A 17906-nucleotide genomic window follows, 5' to 3' on the forward strand; every position below is an offset into this window, starting at 1 on the left:
TTTCCACGATGGTAAGACTCGATAAAAAAGCCACTAGGCTCTATGTCCTAGATACTAATGTTCTTATCCATGACCCCGCAGCGCTCTACCATTTTGATGAGCACGACGTGGTTATCCCCATGACGGTGCTGGAAGAACTGGACAAGCACAAAAACGGCGTTCGTGAAATCGCACGCACAGCGCGTCAAATCAGCCGTACCCTCTCCGACCTAACCAGCCAAGTCACCTTTGATGAGATACAAAAAGGCATTCCCATTCCCCGCATCAGTGGTGAATCCGGTCGCCTACACTTTTTGTGCTATAACGATCTCAAGCCCTTCGACTCCCTTGACGACAGCCCAGATAACCGAATCCTGGCCGAAACCTGCCGGCTACGGGATGAACGCCCCGATGCCTCCGTCATTCTGATCACCAAAGATATCAACCTTCGCGTTAAAGCCGCCGCATTGAAAGTGCCGGTGGAAGACTATTTGAACGACCGCGCCTACTCTGACAGCGATGCCATGATTGAAGGCGCACAGGTTTATGCGTCGGCAGGCCAGGATGGCGCATCGCTGTGGGAAGCGCTGAACGTGGATGTCACCGTCGAGCGGGTCGACCACCATACTTTCTACTTGCTAAGCGGCAATATGCCCCGCCACTGGCACGTGGGTATGCTGGTATCGGATAGTGAGAATGGTGCTGAGTTTGAGGCTATTGTGCGCGAACTCTCCCCCGCAACAGCACGCTTACAGCTGCTGACTAACTACCGCCACCATGCCGGGGTTTGGGGCGTTCACGCCCATGATAGCCGCCAAAACTTCACACTTAACTTATTGATGGACCCAGACATCGACCTAGTCACCATTGCAGGCAATGCAGGTACCGGCAAAACGTTTATGACACTGGCCGCAGCGTTTCAGCAAACCCTAGACGCCAAGAACTTTGAACGCATTGTGTTTACCCGTGCACCCATTCCTATGGGTGAAGACATTGGCTTTTTGCCAGGCACTGAAGAGGAGAAAATGTCGCCGTGGATGGGTGCCTTCCACGACAATATGGATAACCTACTGCGCAATGAAGAGGGCGAGTCTAGTTGGGATAACGGCGCCACGCGGCAGCTGATCGGCTCACGGGTGCAAATCCGCTCGCCCAGCTTTATGCGTGGGCGCACCCTCAACGACACCTTTTTGATCATCGATGAGGCACAGAACTTCACCCCGAAACAGCTGAAATCGCTGGTCACACGGGCGGGCCGCAATACGAAAATTGTTTGCCTGGGTAACGTTGGCCAAATCGACACCCCTTACCTTACTGCCAATACCTGCGGCATGGCCGCCGTGGTCGAGCGTTTTAGGGATTGGCCCCATGCGGGGCATATTACGTTGAAGAGCGTCGAACGCTCGCGGCTGGCGCTGGCGGCGGAAGAGCTGTTATAGCGCCAACGTTCCATAGGAGTTTTTCTAAACTACGTGGCTAACTAACCGTTTCAACCCAGCCCGCTGCGCAACTCAGCGCAGCGGGCTGCTTCTTAGCTACGGGTTAGCGGTCAACGGTATCGGAAGAATCGCCATTCCAAGGGTTCTCAACCCCAACGGTGTCAGCAGCGAAAGCCTTGCGTTCACCCAGCGGCCTAGGCGCTCCTACCGTGGTGTCGTTGTAGGTTTGGCGCTCCATCTCGCAATTAATCTCTGCACCAAATAGCACTATAAATGCGGAAAGCCAGAACCATAGCATTAACGCCACAACGGCCCCGATAGAGCCGTACAACTCGCTAAAGGTAGAAAAGTAACGCACGTAAAGAGATAAACCACCGGAGCCTAATAACCACATGACAGTGGCAAACAGCGTACCGTAGCTTAACCAACGCCATTGGGCAGAGCGCCGGTAAGGCGCGTAACGATAAAGTAAGGCAATAAGTACGCTCATCAGCAACAATAACGCCGGCCAACGCAACCACTTCAAAACAGTGTCTACCGGTGGCTCAATCATTAGCGTATCAACAACGATGGGCACAATAGCGATAAAGCCCAATGACACTAGCGTCATGGTGATCAAACCCAACGTCAGTGACAGTAGTACCAAACCACGTAACAGCAGTGGACGCTTTTCATTTTCCCCATACACGACGTTTAAGCCAACCACCAGTACGGCAACACTTTTGGAAGCAACAAACAGCGCAATTAAGAGCACGGCTAGCGCTGTCATCATATTGCCAGCTTCCGTGCTTTCCACGACGTCTTGAGCCTGCTGATCAATCAAGTTCGCCGCATCCGGTGGCATAAAGCGGCTAATTTCGTACAACTGGCGACCCGCTTCCACAGGGTCAAACAGCAGCCCCCATAAAGCAATAACCGCTGCAATGGTGGGAAACAGCGCCAACAAGGCATAAAAAGCAACCCCTGCCGCGTACATGGTAATACGATCGCGCCGCGCTGCACGTAAAACCCGCCACGCTATATCGTACCAACCCATACGCGGGATATCGTCAGGCACTGTCGCTTTTCGGCCACGCCAGTGAGTGTTCACTCTCTCTTGATCGCTCATCGCAGCCCCTCCCACAGTAGCAAAAGCGCCAGCACCACAGCGAACGCCATCATCAAACCGCTGCCATGGTGCCGCATCCACGCCTCGCTAGATAAAAGCCGCGTTAACCGCCCCATGGCGTATCGCTCAAAGACCAACGCCGCATTCACGCTTGCTCCTTTTACCTTTTGGCATTTGTACGCCATGGCGCTGGCCACCTCAACAGCGTTTATTGCCACGACGCTATAAAGCCACCATAAATCACCCGCAGGCGGCCTTTTAATGCGCACGTGTCGCAACCCGTAGAAGCCCCCCACCACCAGCATTACGCCTGCGGGAAATGGCCATACGACGCCCCACCACTCACCTATCGGCGGCGGCACAACGCTCCCCTCAGGCAGCGGAAGCCAGAGCGGAGTAATTAGCGCCGCCAGGATTGCAGTAAGCCAGGCACCTGACTGAAAATTATCACTGCCCCCGGAGTGGCGCTGCTGCCACTGGCGCCACACACATACACTCACCAGTGCCGCTGTGCCAATAGCCGCCCACGTGAGCAACATGATTAAGGAGGTATGCTCCATCTTATAAAGCGCATCCTTTACCCCCCACTTGCTCACCATGCCTGCGGCTAGCGCCCCGGTTAGCGACACCCCTGGCAAGGCAATCAACGCAAACAGCAGTGGCTTTGGCAAACGGGGCATGTGCTCGCTTATGCTGGTACCCATAAATAACGCGCCTTTCGCTAACGCATGGTGTGCCGCAAACAGCACCAAGCCAGGTAGCAGCAGCGGCCACACGCCGGGGGCGGTCAGCCCCATCGCAACCATCGCCGTTAACATGCCCATCTGGCTAATACTGGAGTAGGCTAATACAGCCTTGGGTTGACGCTGCCAGATCCCATAAAGCGCTGCACCAAACGCCGCCGCCAAGCCTGCGACCAACATCCCATTACCTAACTGCGTTAACGCTGGCGAGAGTCCTTCTAAACCTAGTGGCAATACGTTAAGCCAGCCTAAGAGGCCCGCTTTTATCATCGCCCCACTCAACACCGCGCTAGCGGGGGCGGGCGCCACTGGGTGAGCCAGCGGCAGCCAAACGTGGAGGCCCATTATCCCTGCTTTTACGCCGAACCCAAGCCACAGCAACAGCGCCATGAGGGCCCCTTGTTCGGCACTGGCGATCCCTTCACGTACGCCTTCAAGCGTCACCGTCTCAGCAGTGCCTGCCGCCCAGAGCAAACCGCCAAGGATTAGCCCTTCGCCAATGACGGCTAAGATTAAATACGCTTTTGCGCCTAACCGCGCTTCCGGGCTACCGCTGTGCACCACCAGGGCGTAGGCGGCAAACGTCATTAACGCGAAGCCTAGGTAGAAGCTAGCAATATCCTGGGCGACAATCAGCAGCACGTTGCCCAGCAATGTCAGCGGCCAAAACAGGGCTAGGCGCAGCAAACGGCGCTCAGCGGCTTGGTCTCCCGCCTGGGCCTTTGCCTGCTCGGCTGAGAAATACCCCCGCCCATGCACGGCGGCCAAGCTCCATAGCAGGATAGTGAACGCAAGCCACGGTCGGCTGAGAGCGTTCAACTCCCAGTAACCGCCCAGCATCCAGGCCTCAACCATCCATTGCGCCTCACCCGCGTAGGCCAGCAGCAACGCAGGCCAAGAAGCTGATAACCATATCAGTGAAAAGTAACGTCGCGTTGCCACCGGCGTGCGGTAGGCCTGCCACACCACGTTACCCGCAACACAAAGAGGCCACAGCAAGGCAGCCAGTAAAAGCAGCGTCATCATGGCAGGTACTCCCCGACCGCAACACGGGTCGCCCAGTCCAGCGGGCTAAACGGCAGCCCTGCCAATAACCCTGCCCCAATACTGACTATCGCAGTAAATACCGCGGGCCATAACAGCCAACCGTGGGTTTCCAAACGCCCCAGGCGCTGCTCCTTGGGCCACTCCCCGTCACCATGGGCCGGCCCCTCGCGGAACCACAAGCGGTGCAAAATCGGCAGGAAATACATCGCATTCAAGGTACTGCTCACTACTAGCACTGCCACCACCCAGTTCATCTGTGCTTGTATCGCGCCTACTCCCAGATACCACTTGGTGATAAATCCTGCCACCGGGGGCAGCCCAATCATCCCCAATGCTCCCACCGTAAACGCGATACTGGTGAGCGGCATACGCTTGCCAGCGCCGTCCATTTCATCTATCCGGTGTATCCCCAACTCTTCAGCATAATTACCCGCGCAGAAGAACAGCGTAACTTTCATCAGCCCTTGATGAAGGAGGTGGGCAAGCGCACCAATGGTGCCAAACGGGCCGAACAGGCTGACCCCCAACACCACGTAGGAGACTTGGCTAATGGTTGAAAACGCCAAACGGGGCTTAAGCTCATGCTGCGCAATCGCCAGTAGCGAGCCATAAATAATGGTGATCGACGCGGCTACTGCCAACACCGTGGTCACGCCTAGTTCGACACTCAGCTCGATCCCGTAAAGGTCATAGATAATCCGCATGATGCCAAATGCACCGGCCTTAACGACCGCCACCGCATGCAACAGCGCGCTCACCGGCGCAGGCGCTACCATTGCCCTGGGCAGCCAGCCATGAAGGGGCACCATCGCCGCCTTTACGGCTAGCCCACCCACCAGCAGCGCAAATATCAGCGTTAGCTGCCCACGGTGGTCGTTAAGATAGGGTGTGAGGCCGCGCTCTGAGGCAAACGAATGGTCGCCTGTTAAGCTGTAAAGCATTACGACACCCAACAGCAGCACTACCCCACCGGTCAGCGTATAGCGCAAATAAACCCGCCCCGCCGCTAACGCTTTAGCGGTACCCGCATGTACCACCAACGGGTACGTCGAAAGCGTCAGCATTTCGTAGAAAATCAAAAAGGTAAACAGGTTGCCAGCCAGCGCGATGCCCAAAGTACTGGCTACACACAGGCTGAAGAAACCAAAAAAACGCTTGAGATTCGCCCCACTTTCTAAGTAACCAATGGCGTAAATGGTGGTACATAACCACAAAAGCGACGACAGGCCAGCAAACATAACGCCCAAGGCATCGGCGCGCAGCACAAAATCAATACCGCCGACAATCTGAAAACTAAAGGTGTCCTGGTAGCCCTGGGAAACGCGTCCAACCATTAACGCCACGAGAGCAAGTTTACTAACGGCAGCCACTAGATTGACGCTGATGCGCAGCCGCCGCGCCTCCTCGGGCAAAAGAAAGATCACCACCGCTGCAATAATTGAGGTCGCCAACGTTGTCAGGGGAAGCCACGCCGCATTCATAGGCCACCTCCTTGTAACAGCGATAGCGGTAGATGGGCCAGCAAGCCCAACGCAAAGGCTGCCAACGCCAGCGCTAGCGCGACGATCTCCATACTTGGCGCCAGCGGCTGGTAGCGGTGCCTTGGCGCGGTTTCATCAAAAGAGTAGCGGAAAACACGAAATATGTAGGCCGCAGATAACAGGGTACCCACCAAGAGTGCGGCAACAGCAACCCAATGCTGAGTCATTATCATCGCCTGTAGCAGCAGCCATTTAGCTGTGAAACCAGCACTGGGCGGCAAACCCATCAGCGTCACTGATGCAATGCCGAATACCAATAACGACAGCGGCAAACGACGGCTAGTACCCGCCAGCCCCTTCAGCGAGCTTTCGCCCGTGGCGAGAACCAAATTACCTGCCGCCATAAACATCGCGGCTTTTGCCAGCGCGTGGCCCATCAGATGTAACCAAAACCCATCCCACGCCAACGACCTGGGCAGCGGTGAAATGTCCGGCCCTATCAGTAAAGGGAACGCCACCATTAGATAACCCAACTGCGCCACCGTTGAAGAGGCGACCAGGGTTTTAAGCGAGTCCGCCCGCCATGCCACAATGCCTCCCCACACAATGGCCAGCATGCCTAACCAAGCGATAAAGCGCGGGGCAAATACAGAATCGGGAAGCAGAATGCTCCACAGCATCACCAACATGAATAGCGAGGCTTTCACCACCAATGCCGCATGCACTGCGCTGACAGGCGTCCACGCGTTTTCATGCACCGGCGTTAGCCAACCATGCAAGGGAAACAGCGCTGCCTTTAGCGCAAGGCCCGCGCCGATTAGCGCAGCGGCTATCCAAGCAACCGGGCCTGGCTCTACCACTTCCGCCAGTACCCGTAGATCAAGCTCTCCCCAATAACCCAGTATTAGGGCAACTCCCAGCAGATACGCCAATGAGCCAACCAGTGCCAGCAACAGATAGCGCATGCCCGCCAGTAGCGCTGCCGGTTTACCCGATAAAAGCAGCATGCCCACCGCAGCTAGCCCCAAGAGCTCTAGAGCGGCGTAAAGCGTTAACAGATCCGCCGCCAACCATATGAGTGAAAGCGCACTGATTAACACGCCCATCAATGGCCACAGCCAGCGCGCCCGCGGGCCGGGGTTAGTTAAACGCAAGTGGCCCGGGGTATATAGCGCCGCCGCCGCCCCCACCCACTGGGTCACCAGCAGCATTAAAACGCTAACACCGCCCAGCCGGAGAGACAGCGTGACGCCCGCTACCTGCCACTGCCAACGCAACAGCCCTGCCTGCTGGTAATCCATCGTTAACAGAGCACCCGCCAATAGTACCGGCACGCAGGCAAGCCCAATAGGTAACGCGCGACGGGGGGAAACTAGTGCGCCCAGCAGGCCAAAAAGAATGGGCAATACCAGCGCGGCGGCTAGCGCCCAGTGCGTTAGAAGAAGAGGCTCGAATGTCGCTTCTGTCAGGCCAAATCGCCATGTCATTGGGCTTTCTCCTTGGCGCTACCGTCGTGACCCAAAGCACTCTCGCCTCCAAGCAGAAGAAGATGGCGAATCAACAGCGCACCTAGCAATGAGCCTAGCCAGGCAATCAACAAGCCAACGCTCACTAATGCCTGTGCACCATCCACGGTACCGGCCATACCGGCGAGCAGCAGAAACACCCCGGAGCCAAGAATATTAAAGGCGAGCAGGCGGCGCAGCAGATGGCGATGCAGGGCAAACGCACCCATCGCCGTTGCCGCGATAAATATCGCGGCTAGCACAAGGGGATGCTCGGTTGGGGAGTAGGCCATTACCGGCATTACATAGCGGATTGCGCCGCCCATCATTAAGCACCATGCCAGCGCTAACAGCGCCCGCGCTACGCCATGATGCCAAATGCCCTGTAAATTGTCGTAATAGGAGACACGCCTACCGTAGCCGGAAGAGTCAACGTCAGAAGGAAATACCCTTAACGCATAAAAAAAGCTGGCGCCTGTTAACACCGCCCCCAATAGCAGCTCGGCTAACGCCAACCAAGGCGCACCCAACCACCACCATGCCAGGGTCATGAGCAGCGCAAAGAGGATAAACAGGCTGCTAGCCCGTAACAGATGGCGATCAAACAGGCAGGCCAGCGCAACTACACATAAGCAGAGCGCCAACCCTCCTTCTAATAACGTAGAGGAAGCTATCATGCGCCTTCGCTAATCCCTTGCTTCGGCTTTGGAGATAATTACTTTGCCTGCCTTTTAGGCACTTGTCGACGCAGCCCTAGGCTAAGCGCTCACTCAGCCAACGGCCAATATCCCCTACCTGCTGGGGGCAAAGCGCATGCGCCATTGGATACTGACGATAATTAACTGCGTAACCCAGGGTCTTTAAACGCTCGACACCGCTGCGGCCCAAGGTTTCAGGCACGATGGGGTCGAAGTTGCCGTGATGTACCTCAATCGGCACCTGACGGTTCGCATCGGAAGGCTCGATGCTATCGGCGGTGGCAAAGTAGGTCGACATCGCTAGCAAGCCGCCTAATGGCTGCGGGAAAGAGAGCGCGGCCTGGTAGGCAACGGCCCCACCCTGAGAGAACCCCGCCACAACAATGCGCCGGCTATCAATACCTTGGTCGAGCTGCTCTTGAATCAGCGCCTGAATTCGCTCAGCGGATTTCATCAGCTGAACTTCATCAACACGACGTCCTAAATCCATGGCAAGAATGTCATACCAAGCAGGCATCACCATACCGCCGTTAATGGTTACCGGTAGGCGCGGCGCATGCGGCATGATAAAGCGCACATGAGCGCTTTCCGGTAGCGCCAAGGCAGGCACCAGCGGCTCAAAATCATGCCCATCGGCACCTAAGCCATGAATGATAAACACACACGCATCGGCGGGTTGACCATTTTTCGGTTCAATAATCAGTTCGCCTGGGGCTGTCATGGGGCTAATTCCTTGCTGAATTTAAAAGCGCCACCCTAGCGCAAAGTAGCGTTAACAGCGAGTTATTGTCCGCTTAAAACGGCCACACCAACGGAATAAGCGTCAACGCAATGGCGCCCGTCAGCACGTTTAAACCACCACCTACACGCAAAAAGTCACTAATACGGTACCCCCCGGGGCCGTGCACCATTAGGTTCGTTTGATAACCAATCGGGGTGAGAAAGCTTGCCGAGGCAGCAAACATGACCGCAATCACGTAGGGCATCGGATTAACGCCTAGGCTCTCTGCCGCCGCCATCACTACCGGAAAAATAATCACTGCGGCGGCATTGTTGGTGACTAACTCGGTGAGTAGCGCCACGACAACGTAAGTACCAATAAGCAGTAGCATTGGGTTACCGACCACCAATGAAAGCACGCTGCCCGCAATTTCATCGGCGGCACCTGAGCTTTGAAGCGCTGCCCCAACACCAAATGATGCAGCGATGGTCAGCAGCACCTGAGTATCTAATCCACGCTTGGCGGCTCCCACAGTGCAACAGCCGGTAAGAAGTGCTAGCGCAGCTCCAAGCATCGCGGCATTGAGCATACTAAGCACACCCAAGGCCGCTAACAGCACCGCTCCCAGCAAAATGGCCCAGGCCAGCGGCGCTTTTTCATGCACCGGGCGCGCTGCGCCGTTCAGCTCGCTGATGAGCAGAAAGTCTTTTGATTGGCGGTGACGTTCAATAAACGGTGGGCGCGCTTCCAACAGCAGTACATCCGCAGGCTGCAAACGCACTTGTCCCAGGTTACCTGTCACCCGTTCACCGCTGCGACAAACGGCCAGCACAGCAGCGCCGTAGAGCGTTCTAAAACGTCCATCGCGGATACGCTGGCCGATAAATTGGCATTGATTGGAGACTACCGCCTCTACCAGTCGGCGCTCCTTAAACTCTTTCTCTAAGCTGGAAGCGCCATCGTGAGAAGGAATTAAGCCGCGTATCTGCTGTAGCTCAACGGCGGCATCCGAGGTGCCCACAAACACTAATCGATCCCCCGCTTTTAGCTGCTCCCCAGGCCCCACAACGCTCACGACGTTACCGGCGCGCTCTATCTCCACCAAAAACAGCTCCTGCAAATGACGCAGCCCCGCCTCTTCCACAGTGCGATCAACCAGTACACCAGCAGGATCAACTTCCATTTCAATAGTGAACTCACGCGGGTTCGCAAACGCTTTAGCCACACCCTCTCGGGAAGGCAGCAGACGCGGGCCCAGTAGAATCAGGTAAGTAAGCCCTACCACTGCTACCGGAATACCCACCCACGCCAAATCAAACAGCCCCATAGCAAGATGAGGGTAACGCTCGACCAATAACCCATGCACCACCAGGTTCGTACTGGTGCCAAACAGGGTGATGGTGCCGCCCAGAATAGACGCAAAGCTCAGCGGCATTAACAGCCGCTGGGGGGAAAGCCTCAAACGTCGACTCCAGCTCATTACGGCGGGGATATACGTAGCGACAACGGGGGTGTTATTAAGAAAACCGCTCAGCGATGCCACCGGCAGCAGCAGCCTTACCAGCGCACCCCGCTCGCCTTTAGGGCGGCCCAGCACATAGCGGATAATCAGATCAATGCCACCGGTTTCACGAATGCTAGCGACCAGTACATACATAAACGCGACGGTAAACAGGCCGCTGTTTGAAAAACCGCCCAGTGCCTGTTGCGGGTCAATCACCCCCAGTGTCATTAACACCACCACCGCCCCCATTAAAATAATATCGGGGCCAAGACGTGTTAGCGCCATCAAGGGGAAGATAGTCAGCACCACCCCAACAGCAATCCAAGCATCCAGCGACATAACACCGCGTCCTTAACAAAAAGAGCCTGCCGGTATTGTGACGCCTAACATATATTCTAAAAAGTTATTTTTAGAAACAGATCAAGATCAAAAAAGAATATATGAATATGAGGTGTGAGGTGTGAGGTGTGAGGTGTGAGGTGTGAGGTGTGAGGTGTGAGGTGTGAGGTGTGAGGTGTGAGGTGTGAGGTGTGAAACAGAATAAACGACATAGAAACAAAAAACCCCGCACAAAGGCGGGGTTTTTCAGCAAGCTAGCCTTAGCGGCTAGTTGCGAACATCATAAATTCTATTATAGAACTTTGATGTTAGAAGCCTGAAGGCCTTTTTTACCCTGGGTGACGTCGAAGGAAACCTTCTGGCCGTCTTGCAGAGTTTTGAAGCCGTCAGCTTGAATTTCGGAGAAGTGTGCGAACAGGTCATCGCCATTGTCATCCGGAGAAATGAAGCCGAAGCCTTTAGTGTCGTTAAACCACTTAACGGTACCAGTTGCCATGATCGAAATCCTCGATAAAGCGAATTATAAAGCCGGGGTAATACCCGAGTTGCAGTGGGTAGAACAAGAAACTTTCACCAGACTCACGCTTGGGCGTTCGATACTGCTGACAACGTTCGACTTGCTAACCAACTGCATTCAGCATGCGCTTAACTTAGCCGCACGTCAACACTATGATGGAAAAAAATGACATTGCAATTACTTTTCTTGCAAAATCCAATCAGCCGCCTTTTCTGCAATCATTAATGTCGGTGAATTGGTATTTCCACTGGTGATCGTTGGCATAATACTGGCATCTACCACGCGTAATCTGTTGACCCCTCTAACCCGCAGTTTTGAGTCCACCACTGCCATCGGATCATCATCGCGGCCCATCTTTGCGGTGCCGACCGGGTGGAAAATCGTTGTGCCGATATCGCCCGCCAACTTCGCCAACGCTTCGTCGCTCTGATACTCAAGCCCTGGCTTAAACTCTTCTGGCTGATACTTGGCAAATGCCTGCTGTTCAGCAATGCGCCGTGTGACTCGCAGTGAATCTGCCGCTACCTTACGATCCTCTTGCGTGCTCAGGTAGTTAGGCTCAATGGCCGGTGCCGTTTGAGGGTCACGGTTTTTAATCTTTACCGAGCCACGGCTGGTGGGATTCAGATTGCAGACACTGGCGGTAATCGCAGGAAACCCATGCAACGGCTGGCCAAACGCATCCAGGCTCAATGGCTGAACATGATATTCAATATTCGCGTGCTGATACTCGTCAGAACTACGCGTAAAAATACATAGCTGTGACGGCGCCATGCTCATCGGGCCCGTACGCTTAAACACGTACTCAATACCAATTTTAGCTTTACCCAACAGCGTGCTGGCCATGGTATTGAGCGTTTTTGCCCCTTTCACTTTATATACGGAGCGAATCTGCAGATGATCCTGCAGGTTCTCACCTACGCCGGGCAGCGCTTCTACTACCTCTATTCCATGGCGTTGCAACAACTCTGGCGCGCCAATCCCGGAAAGCTGCAGAATCTGCGGCGAGCCGATGGCCCCCGCACTCAGCACCACCTCTTTATTGATCGACACCTTGAGCGTTTTTCCCTCGCGTAGAAGCTCCGCACCCGCGCAGCGCGACGTACCCTCTTGCTGCTCAAATAGCAGGCGATTGACGTGGGTAGAGTGCCAAACCGTTAAGTTAGAGCGCCCTTTGATAGGTCGTAAAAACGCTTTAGAGGTATTCCAGCGCCAGCCACCACGCTGATTAACCTCGAAGTAGTTTACGCCTTCGTTGTCACCGCGATTGAAGTCATCAGTGCGTGGAATACCGGCTTGAACCGCCGCTTCAGCGAAGTCGTCCAACACTTCCCAGCTTAAGCGCTGTTTCTCAATCCGCCACTCGCCGCCATGACCATGATACTGGCGATGCTCTTCGTCACCGTCGCCGCCCTCATCCAGCCGGTGGTGGTCTTCATGCTTCATGAAATCGGGCAGGCAGTTATCCCACCGCCAGGCGTCATCACCGGTCAGCTCCGCCCAGTGGTCGTAATCCCGCGCTTGGCCACGCAGATAAAGCATTCCATTGATACTTGAACAGCCCCCTAGGGTTTTCCCACGGGGGTAAATCAGAGAGCGGCCGTTAAGTCCTTTATCAGGCTCGGTACGAAACAGCCAGTCAGTCCGCGGGTTGTTGATGCAGTAGAGATACCCCACAGGGATATGAATCCAGTGGTAGTTATCTGGCCCACCCGCTTCAACCAGCAGCACCTTGTTATTCGGATTGGCGCTAAGTCGATTAGCTAACAGGCACCCTGCGGTGCCTGCGCCAATCACGATATAATCAAAATTGTTATTAGCAGCATCTGACATGAACTGGCTCCCGTAACGTGGTGGCGTTACTTCGCCGTAGGCATCACGAATTCAGCGCCCGCGTCGATAGAGTCGGACCAGCGCTGCATAATAGATTTCTGCTTGGTGTAGAAGCGCACGCCCTCTTCTCCGTAGGCGTGGGTGTCACCGAACAGTGAACGCTTCCAGCCGCCAAAGCCGTGCCACGCCATGGGCACTGGAATGGGCACATTAATACCTACCATGCCGACCTGAATGCGGCGACCAAACTCACGCGCCACGCTACCGCTTTCGGTAAAGCAGCTAACGCCGTTGCCGAATTCGTGATCGTTAATCAACTGGATCGCGGTCGCGATATCCGGCACTCGTACACAGACCAGCACCGGGCCAAAAATCTCTTCTTTGTAGATCGTCATTTCAGGTGTGACATTGTCAAACAGCGTTCCCCCCATCCAGAAACCTTCACCGCAGCCTTCGCCGGTTTGGCCGGTATCAAATTCACGACCATCGACCACTAGCTCAGCGCCTTCAGCCACACCTTTTTCGATGTAGCCGGTAATCCGCTGGTGCGCCTGCTGGGTCACAATGGGCCCCATTTCGGCATCCAGCTGCATGCCATCTTTCACCTTCAGGGCTTTCGCCCGCTCGGTGAGCATAGGCACGACCTTATCGGCCGCATCGCCTACCAGCACGGCCACACTAATCGCCATGCAGCGCTCACCGGCAGAGCCATAGGCCGCCCCAATCAGCGCATCAACGGCCTTATCAATGTTCGCATCGGGCATTACCACCATATGGTTTTTAGCCCCACCCAGCGCTTGTACGCGCTTGCCATGCTTAGCCCCGCGCTCATAAATCAGGTTAGCAATCGGCGTTGAGCCCACAAACGAGAGCGCTTTAACGTCAGGGTGATCGATCAGCGCTTCAACACTCTCCTTATCGCCCTGCACTACGTTAAATACGCCATCCGGCAGGCCCGCCTGCTTGAGCAGGTCAGCAATCATTAGTGATGCGCTGGGGTCCAAGGGACTGGGCTTGAGAATGAACGTATTACCCGCTGCAATGGCGATGGGGAACATCCACATTGGCACCATCACGGGGAAGTTAAACGGCGTGATACCCGCTACCACACCTAACGGCTGACGCAGGGTCCAGTTATCAATACCGGTGCTGACCTGCTCGGTGTAGTCACCTTTCAGCAGCTGAGGAATGCCACAGGCGAACTCCACAATATCGATGCCCCTGGCGACTTCGCCCTGGGCATCGGTGAAGACCTTACCGTGCTCTTTGGTAATCGCTTCTGCCAACGCATCTTTATGGGCATTTAAAAGCTCTAAAAACTTGAACAGCACCCGGGCGCGGCGAATGGGCGGGGTATCTGCCCAGGCAGGAAAGGCCGCCTGGGCAGATTGCACCGCCGTATCCACATCCGCCTGGGAGGCCAGTGTTACGCGTCCCGTCGCCTTGCCTGTGGCAGGGTTAAAAACGTCTTGGGTATTCGTCGAGCTGCCAGCGCTTACTTGACCATTGATGAAATGCTGAATCGCTGTTGTTGTCATGGGGCTACCTTTATAACGAGAGCTTAAGTGATTAGTAATAGCCCAACAGCCTACCCCGCTTTACAACGCGATCAATTGAGTAATTTTAAACCCAGATATAAGCTTTACTGATAACACACCGCTATTTAGGAGCCGTCCCATGCAGGAGTACGCAGCGCTACGCGCCTTTGTTGCTGTCGCCCGCACCGGCAGCGTGTCACGGGCGGCCGAGCAGCTACACCTAACCCAGCCCGCTGTTAGCCTAAAATTGAAGCAGCTGCAGCAGCACCTGGGCCTGACGCTGTTTACCCGCCGTCCCCAAGGGCTAACCCTCACCGCCGATGGTTATGCGCTGCTACCGGCCGCTGAAAATGCCCTGGCCAGTGCCCTTGCCTTTGAACAAAGCGCCAGCGCGTTGCACAGCACACTGCGAGGCAAACTAAAAATTGGCACTATTGTCGACCCGGAATTTATTCGTTTAGGCGACTTTCTTAGCCGCTTGATGGCCCGCGCGCCGCAGCTGGAAACCGAGCTACACCACGGTATGAGTGGTAGCGTATTGGGCAACGTAGAGCAGGGCGAACTGGATGTGGGCTTTTTTCTCGCCCCGCCTGGGGAGGGCACTGGCAACAGCGCACTGGCGTGGCGAGAACTGACCCACTTTCACTACCACGTAGTGGCCCCACCAGGCTGGGAAGCTAAGCTAGCAGACACGCGCTGGGAAAGCTTAGCGCGGCTCCCTTGGATTGTGACGCCGCCCGTGTCAGCCCACTATCGGCTACTAAATCGCGCATTAGCCGAAAGCGGCGCTACGCCCAACCGCGTCGCTCAGGTAGACCAAGAAGCCTGCATGCTGGATTTAGTGCGTGCAGGCGTGGGGCTTAGCTTAGCCAGGGATGCCTTAGCCATGGCTGAGCGACAGGAGAGTGGTTTAGCTGTCGCCGATAATGTCCGCCTGCCCTGTGCGCTGAGTTTGATATGGCGTAATGACCGCGCGACAGAAGCCACTATTAAAGCAGCGCTAGATACGCTGGATACCGTGTGGCCCCACCGGCCAGGTTAGACATTTAATGTACAAAGCCACTGCTTTATGTATAAGTTATTGGAACCTAGCGTCGCTCACCGACTCCTACTCAGCGATGACTCATTACGTATACAGGAGCGTTTTCCATGTCTCGTTTTGCCCACCTTCGCCCCTTGGCGCTTTGCGCACTGGCAGCCGCCAGCGTTACCAGCGCCTCGCTCTACGCCCAGGACCAACCCAATGCAACGGTGACGTTTGCGGGCGGCTGTTTTTGGTGCATGGAACCGCCCTACGATAAACAGCCGGGCGTCAGCGCCACTATTTCAGGTTATATGGGGGGCGAGCTTGAAAACCCTACTTACGAACAGGTTTCTCGCGGTGGTACCGGCCATATAGAGGTCGTACAAATCGAATATGACGACAGCCAGATTAGCTACGAACAGCTTCTGGAGGTTTTCTGGCGCAATATAGACCCCTTCGCCGTCAATCGTCAGTTTTGCGATGTCGGTGACCATTATCGCTCGGCTATTTTCTACAGTGACGATGAACAGCGGCAATTAGCGGAAGCCTCAAAAGCCGAGATGGAAGCCAGGTTTGATCAAGAGATCACGACCGATATCTTGCCCGCCAGCGAGTTTTGGGAAGCAGAGGAGTATCACCAGAATTACTATGAAAAAAATCCACTTCGCTACCGTTTCTATCGCTTGAGCTGTGGCCGTGATGATCGCCTCGAAGAAGTGTGGGGCGCAGAGGCCGGCGGCCCAACCTTCGAGTAATCCGCACCCCACACCCTAATCGCCAAGGTGTTAACACGCCTTGGCGTTTTTTGGAACGATTTCCAATGCGGCTTGCCCCATCGTTAGCTTTATTGAATGGATAACCCTTGTTTGGGCAAAACGCCATTTTTCTACTAAGGTTAAAAGCCAGTAAAAATAGACCAGTCGACTAAAGAGCTGTTCTATCTCACTAATTGAACGCCCCGTTGATCTAAAGCCCGTTGATCTAAAGATAGGAGATCTTATGAGCAACACCATTACGACCGTGAACCCGACCACCGGCGAAACGCTTGAAACCTATGCGCTGATGGATGAGAGCAAGGCCAAGCAGGTAGTCGAGGCCAGTCATGCGGCGTTTCTTGATTGGCGGCTCAAGCCGCTGGAGCAGCGCGCGAAGGTAGTCAAAGCCATTGGCGAAGCGATGCACGCCCACAAAGAAGACCTTGCCAACCTGATGGTCAAAGAGATGGGTAAGCTGCCATCGCAGGCGCGCCAGGAGGTGGATCTCTGCGTCGGTATTTGTAACTACACCGCCGAACACGGCCCTACCAAGCTGGCCGATGAAGAGCGTAAACCCGGCAATGGCGAGCGTGGCATTGTCACCTATTCCCCGATGGGCGTGATTTACGGTATTCAGCCGTGGAATTTCCCCGCGTATCAAGTCGTCCGCTACTCCATCGCCAATATCATGGCGGGCAACAGCGTGCTGCTCAAACACGCTGAAAACGTGACGGGTAGCGGCCTGCTGCTGGAAAAAATCTATCGCGAAGCGGGCTTACCGGAAAACGTCTTCCGTACGCTGGTAATTTCTCACGACGTCTCCGACACCGTGATTGCTCATAAAGCCGTGCGTGGCGTGACCTTGACCGGCAGCGACGGCGCTGGCCGCAAGGTGGCCGCAAAAGCTGCCGAGCACCTGAAAAAAACGGTACTGGAGCTGGGTTCCAACGATGCCTACTTAGTGCTGGACGATGCCGACTTGGACGTCGCGGTCGACACCTGCGTGATGGGCCGTGTGTATAACGGTGGCCAAACCTGCGTGGCGGCAAAACGTTTTGTGGTCACCGAGAAAAACTACGAAGCGTTCAAAGAGCGCTACGTGGCACGTATGAAAGATCTAAAAGCGGGCGACCCGACCAAAGAGGATAGCGACCTAGGCCCCATGGCCCGCGTTGACCTTCGCGACGGCCTTCACGAGCAGGTGGAAGAGAGCGTGCGCAAAGGCGCGAAAATCCTCTGCGGCGGTGAAAAACCCGAGGGTAAAGGTGCATTCTATCCGGTCACCGTGCTGGACAATGTCACCCCCGGCCAGCCCGCCTACGATGACGAGCTGTTTGGCCCGGTGGCTGCGTTGATTCGTGCCAAAGATGACGAAGATGCCATGCGCATTGCCAACGACAGTCGCTACGGCTTAGGCGGCGGCATCATCTCCAAAGACGTGAAGCGCGCCACCGAACTTGCCAGCCAGTATTTCGATACCGGCATGGTCTTTATTAACGGCTTTGGCGTGGCAACCCCTGAAATGCCCTTTGGCGGCGTGAAAGACTCGGGCTACGGCCGTGAGCACGGCGGCTTTGGTATGCATGAGTTCGTCAACGCTAAATCGGTGATTGTGGTGCAAAGCTAACATCGCCAAGCCCATCGGCTCACGATGGGCTAACCCATAAAAACGCCG

General features: G+C 55.4%; 14 protein-coding genes. 4 read left to right on the top strand and 10 right to left on the bottom strand.

Going from position 1 to position 17906, the window contains the following annotated elements; genetic code table 11:
• Positions 1-8: 8 nt before the first annotated feature.
• The gene (locus LOS15_RS10565; protein WP_263065807.1) at positions 9-1418 is read left to right on the top strand and encodes a PhoH family protein; all 1410 of its coding nucleotides are present in this window, start codon (positions 9-11) and stop codon (positions 1416-1418) included.
• A 103-nt stretch (positions 1419-1521) separates the two neighbouring features.
• On the opposite strand, the gene LOS15_RS10570 is transcribed toward LOS15_RS10565, so the two are convergent.
• From LOS15_RS10570 to LOS15_RS10615, 10 genes are all read right to left on the bottom strand, one after another.
• A complete protein-coding gene (locus LOS15_RS10570; protein WP_263065808.1) occupies positions 1522-2526 on the bottom strand; it encodes a YihY/virulence factor BrkB family protein in 1005 nt (334 codons plus the stop codon).
• On the bottom strand, positions 2523-4295 hold the full coding sequence (locus LOS15_RS10575; RefSeq protein WP_263065809.1) for a complex I subunit 5 family protein: 1773 nt from the start codon (positions 4293-4295) through the stop codon (positions 2523-2525). The genes LOS15_RS10570 and LOS15_RS10575 overlap by 4 nt, the downstream gene beginning before the upstream one ends.
• Positions 4292-5797 (bottom strand): proton-conducting transporter membrane subunit, encoded by a 1506-nt coding sequence (locus LOS15_RS10580; RefSeq protein ID WP_263065810.1) that lies wholly within the window; start codon positions 5795-5797, stop codon positions 4292-4294. The genes LOS15_RS10575 and LOS15_RS10580 overlap by 4 nt, the downstream gene beginning before the upstream one ends.
• Positions 5794-7284 carry a complex I subunit 5 family protein gene (locus LOS15_RS10585; protein WP_263065811.1) on the bottom strand — a complete coding sequence of 497 codons (1491 nt, stop codon included), beginning with the start codon at positions 7282-7284 and terminating at the stop codon, positions 5794-5796. Before LOS15_RS10585 ends, LOS15_RS10580 begins: the two co-directional genes overlap by 4 nt.
• Positions 7281-7979: a hydrogenase subunit MbhD domain-containing protein gene (locus LOS15_RS10590; protein WP_263065813.1), complete on the bottom strand. Its 699-nt coding sequence runs from the start codon at positions 7977-7979 to the stop codon at positions 7281-7283. The genes LOS15_RS10585 and LOS15_RS10590 overlap by 4 nt, the downstream gene beginning before the upstream one ends.
• A gap of 76 nt (positions 7980-8055) precedes the next feature.
• The gene (locus LOS15_RS10595; protein ID WP_263065815.1) at positions 8056-8721 is read right to left on the bottom strand and encodes an alpha/beta hydrolase; all 666 of its coding nucleotides are present in this window, start codon (positions 8719-8721) and stop codon (positions 8056-8058) included.
• Between the two features lie 73 nt (positions 8722-8794).
• Positions 8795-10564 carry an SLC13 family permease gene (locus tag LOS15_RS10600; RefSeq protein WP_263065817.1) on the bottom strand — a complete coding sequence of 590 codons (1770 nt, stop codon included), beginning with the start codon at positions 10562-10564 and terminating at the stop codon, positions 8795-8797.
• Positions 10565-10856: 292 nt separating this feature from the next.
• Positions 10857-11060, bottom strand: a complete 204-nt coding sequence (locus LOS15_RS10605) for a cold-shock protein (protein ID WP_009101184.1) — start codon at positions 11058-11060, stop codon at positions 10857-10859.
• A 198-nt stretch (positions 11061-11258) separates the two neighbouring features.
• Positions 11259-12914 (bottom strand): GMC family oxidoreductase, encoded by a 1656-nt coding sequence (locus tag LOS15_RS10610; RefSeq protein ID WP_263065825.1) that lies wholly within the window; start codon positions 12912-12914, stop codon positions 11259-11261.
• A gap of 26 nt (positions 12915-12940) precedes the next feature.
• Positions 12941-14452 carry a CoA-acylating methylmalonate-semialdehyde dehydrogenase gene (locus LOS15_RS10615; RefSeq protein WP_263065827.1) on the bottom strand — a complete coding sequence of 504 codons (1512 nt, stop codon included), beginning with the start codon at positions 14450-14452 and terminating at the stop codon, positions 12941-12943.
• A 139-nt stretch (positions 14453-14591) separates the two neighbouring features.
• Between LOS15_RS10615 and LOS15_RS10620 the strand changes: the two genes are divergently transcribed.
• From LOS15_RS10620 to LOS15_RS10630, 3 genes are all read left to right on the top strand, one after another.
• Positions 14592-15494: a LysR family transcriptional regulator gene (locus tag LOS15_RS10620; protein WP_263065829.1), complete on the top strand. Its 903-nt coding sequence runs from the start codon at positions 14592-14594 to the stop codon at positions 15492-15494.
• A 107-nt stretch (positions 15495-15601) separates the two neighbouring features.
• A complete protein-coding gene (gene msrA, locus LOS15_RS10625; protein WP_263065830.1) occupies positions 15602-16231 on the top strand; it encodes a peptide-methionine (S)-S-oxide reductase MsrA in 630 nt (209 codons plus the stop codon).
• 244 nt (positions 16232-16475) lie between these two features.
• A complete protein-coding gene (locus LOS15_RS10630) occupies positions 16476-17858 on the top strand; it encodes an NAD-dependent succinate-semialdehyde dehydrogenase (RefSeq protein WP_263065832.1) in 1383 nt (460 codons plus the stop codon).
• Positions 17859-17906 lie beyond the last annotated feature (48 nt).

This window comes from Halomonas sp. 7T (genome assembly GCF_025643255.1).
Lineage (GTDB): Bacteria > Pseudomonadota > Gammaproteobacteria > Pseudomonadales > Halomonadaceae > Vreelandella.